Consider the following 4442-nt stretch of genomic DNA (forward strand, 5'->3'; position numbering starts at 1 on the left):
CTGACGTTGACCGCGACCAACAACATTGTTGAAGGCGGCCAGATCACTTACACCGCGACGCTGACCAACCCGGCGCAGACACCGGTCACCGTCACCCTGTCGAATGGCTCGACCATCACCATTGCCGCCGGTGAAACCGTCGGCACCGTCAACGTGCCAACTGCCGCCAACGACGTTTACAACAATGGCAGCACTGTCAGCACCACCATCACTGGTGCCACCAGCGGCAATTTCGAAAACCTGGTGCCAAGCAACACGCCTGCGGTCACCACGATTACTGATTCGGTGGATAACACCGGCCTGAGCCTTAGCGCCACTGGCTCGGTGGTCGAGGGTGGTTCGATCGTTTACACCGCGACCCTGACCAATCCGGCGGGCACGCCTGTCACCGTGACCCTGAGCAACGGCTCGGTGATTACCATCGATGCGGGCAAGACCACCGGCACCGTGACCGTTCCGGCCCCGGCTGATGACGTCTATAAAGATGCCGGCCAGATCGAAGTCACGATCAAGGACGCGAGCGGCGGCAACTTCGAGAACCTGGTGCCGAGCACCAACCCTGCGGTGACTGAAATCACCGATACCGTCGACACCTCGACGGTGAAACTGAGCGCTGACACCTCGGTCGCCGAAGGCGGCACCGTCACCTACACCGCCACGGTCGGCGCGCCAGTCACCGGTTCGCCTGTCGTTGTGACCCTGGCTAACGGTCAGAGCATCACCATCGGTGTCGGCCAGACCACCGGCAGCGTGACCACCACCGCACCAAACGATGCGCTGGCCGGCAATGCCGCGCTGACCAATTCGATCACCAACGTCAGCGGCGGTAACTACGAAAATCTGGTCGCCGATAAAACGCCTGTCTCCACCGCGGTGACCGACGTTACCGACACCACCAGCTTGTCGCTGTCCGCGACCGGCACCGTGGCCGAAGGTGGCCAGATCACCTACACGGCGACCTTGAGCAACCCGGCCGGTACACCGGTCACCGTGAATCTGAGCAATGGCTCGGTGATCACTATCGAGGCCGGCAAGACCACCGGTACCGTGACCGTCGACGCACCGAAGGACGACGTCTATAAGGACGCCGGAAAAGTCGAAGTCAGCATCAAGGATGCCACGGGCGGCAACTTCGAAAACCTCGTCCCGAACGCCACGCCAGCGGTGACCGATGTCACCGATACCGTCGACACCTCGACGGTGAAATTGACGGCTGACACCTCGGTTGCCGAAGGCGGGACCGTCACTTACACCGCTACCGTAGGTGCGCCAGTGACCGGCTCGCCAGTCGTCGTGACATTGGCCAACGGTCAGAACATCACCATCGCTGTCGGCCAGACTACCGGCACCGTGACCTTCACCGCACCGAACGATGCGCTGACTGGTCAGGCTTCGCTGAGCAATTCGATCACCAACGTGACCGGTGGCAATTTCGAAAACCTCGTCGCCGACAAAACTCCGGTCAGCACTGCTGTTACCGATACCGTCGACACCACCAACCTGTCGCTGTCCGCGACCGGTTCCGTGGCCGAGGGTGGTCAGATTACGTACACCGCAACCCTGACCAATGCCGCTGGCTCGCCAGTGACCGTGACCTTGTCCAACGGCGCTGTGATTACCATTGAAGCCGGGAAAACCAGCGGCACCGTAACGGTTCCGGCGCCAACCGATGACGTCTACAAAGACGCTGGTTCGGTTCAGGCCACGATCAGCAGCGCCACCGGCGGCAACTTCGAAAACCTGGTGCCAAGCACTACGCCAGCCGTGACGACGGTCACCGACACCATCGATACCTCGACCGTCAAACTGACAGCCGATACCTCGGTGGCTGAAGGCGGCACCATCACTTACACCGCTACCGTCGGCGCGCCGGTCACCGGCTCGCCTGTCGTCGTGACCCTGGCCAACGGTCAGAACATCACCATCGAAGTCGGCAAAACCAGCGGCACCGTGACCTTCACCGCGCCGAACGATGCATTGACCGGTCAGGCGTCGCTTAGCAATTCGATCACCAACGTGACCGGTGGCAATTTCGAAGACCTCGTTGCCGACAAAACTCCGGTCAGCACTGCTGTGACTGATACCGTCGACACCACCAACCTGTCGCTGAGCGCGACCGGGTCCGTGGCCGAGGGCGGTCAGATCACTTACACCGCGACGTTGACCAACGCCGCCGGTTCGCCAGTCACTGTGACCTTGTCCAACGGCGCCACCATCACCATCGAAGCAGGCAAAACCACTGGCACCGTGACTGTTCCAGCACCAACCGATGACGTCTACAAAGACGCAGGTTCCGTGCAGGCCACGATCAGCAACGCCACCGGTGGCAACTTCGAAAACCTGGTGCCAAGCACCGCGCCAGCCGTGACAACCGTCACCGACACCATTGATACCTCGACGGTGAAACTGACCGCTGACACCTCCGTGGCCGAAGGCGGGACCGTCACGTACACCGCGACGGTTGGCGCGCCAGTGACCGGTTCGCCCGTGGTGGTGGCCCTGGCTAATGGTCAGCAGATCACTATCGAAGTCGGCAAGACTACCGGCAGCGTGACCTCCACCGCGCCAAACGATGCGCTGACTGGTCAGGCTTCGCTGAGCAACTCGATTACCAACGTCACTGGCGGTAACTTCGAAAACCTCGTCGCCGACAAGACCCCGGTCAACACAACCGTGACTGATACCGTCGACACCACCAACCTGTCGCTGAGCGCGACCGGGTCCGTGGCCGAGGGCGGTCAGATCACTTACACCGCAACCCTGACCAATGCCGCTGGCTCGCCAGTGACCGTGACATTGTCCAACGGCGCCACCATTACCATCGAAGCCGGCAAAACCACTGGCACCGCGACTGTTCCCGCACCAACCGATGACGTCTACAAAGACGCCGGTTCGGTTCAGGCAACGATCAGCAGCGCCACCGGCGGTAACTTCGAAAATCTCGTGCCGAGCAATGTTCCGGCTGTGACGAATGTCACCGACACCATCGATACCTCGACCGTCAAACTGACGGCTGATACCAGCGTTGCCGAAGGCGGGACCGTCACGTACACCGCGACGGTTGGCGCGCCAGTGACCGGTTCACCTGTCGTTGTGACATTGGCCAATGGTCAGAACATCACCATCGAAGTCGGCAAAACCACCGGCAGCGTGACCTTCACCGCACCGAATGACGCGTTGACCGGTCAGGCTTCGCTGAGCAACTCGATCACCAACGTCACTGGTGGTAACTTCGAAAACCTCGTCGCTGACAAAACTCCGGTCAGCACCACCGTGACCGACACTGTCGACACCACCAACCTGTCGCTGTCCGCGACGGGCACAGTGGCTGAAGGTGGGCAGATCACTTACACCGCGACGTTGACCAACGCCGCTGGCTCGCCAGTGACCGTGACGTTAAGCAACGGCGCTGTGATTACAATCGAAGCGGGCAAAACCACTGGCACCGTGACTGTTCCCGCACCGTCCGATGACGTTTACAAAGACGCCGGCAGTATCGAGGCGACCATCAAGAGTGCGACTGGCGGCGACTTCGAAAACCTGGTCACCAGCACAGCGCCAGCCGTGACCACTGTCAATGACACTGTCGATACCTCCACCGTGTCGCTGAGCGCCACTGCTAACGTCGCCGAAGGCGAAACAGTGGTCTACACCGCGACCGTGACCGCGCCAGTGACCGGTTCGCCGGTCATCGTCAGCCTGTCCAACGGCCAGACCATCACCATCGCCGTCGGCGAAACCACCGGCAGCGTGAACTATGTCGCGCCGAACAGCCCGTTGGCGGGCGGCAGCTCGCTGAGCGTAACCATCGACGGCGCCACTGGCGGCAACTTCGAAAAACTCGTGGTCGACGGTAAGGCCGCCGACACCGTGGTTTCCGATACCACCGACATTACCAACCTGAACCTGACCGCGAGCGATTCGGTGGCCGAAGGTGGCCAGATCACCTACACCGCGACGCTGACCAACCCGGCCGGCACACCGGTGACCGTGACCCTGTCGAACGGCGCGACGATCACCATCGACGCGGGTAAAACCGCAGGCGCCGTGACTGTCGATGCACCGAAGGACGACGTCTACAAGGACGCCGGCAAGGTCGAAGTGACGATCACGGACGCGACAGGCGGCAACTTCGAAAGTCTGGTGCCTAGCCCGGTTCCAGCCGTAACCAACGTCACCGACACCATCGATACCTCGACGGTGGAATTGACGGCTGACACCAGCGTTGCCGAAGGCGGCACCGTCACCTACACCGCGACGGTTGGCGCGCCAGTAACCGGTTCGCCCGTGGTGGTGGCCCTGGCTAATGGTCAGCAGATCACTATCGAAGTCGGCAAGACTACCGGCAGCGTGACCTTCACCGCCCCGAACGATGCGCTGACTGGTCAGGCTTCACTGAGCAACTCGATTACCAACGTGACCGGCGGTAACTTCGAAAACCT

The 4442-nt window shown here is 61.4% G+C and carries 1 protein-coding gene; it reads left to right on the forward strand.

Going from position 1 to position 4442, the window contains the following annotated elements; translation table 11 throughout:
* The coding region (locus HU743_RS26970) for an immunoglobulin-like domain-containing protein (RefSeq protein ID WP_346656540.1) at positions 1 to 4442 on the forward strand (4442 nt) is incomplete at both ends.

The sequence above is a fragment of the Pseudomonas sp. SWRI99 genome (assembly GCF_014270125.1).
Lineage (GTDB): Bacteria > Pseudomonadota > Gammaproteobacteria > Pseudomonadales > Pseudomonadaceae > Aquipseudomonas > Aquipseudomonas hamedanensis.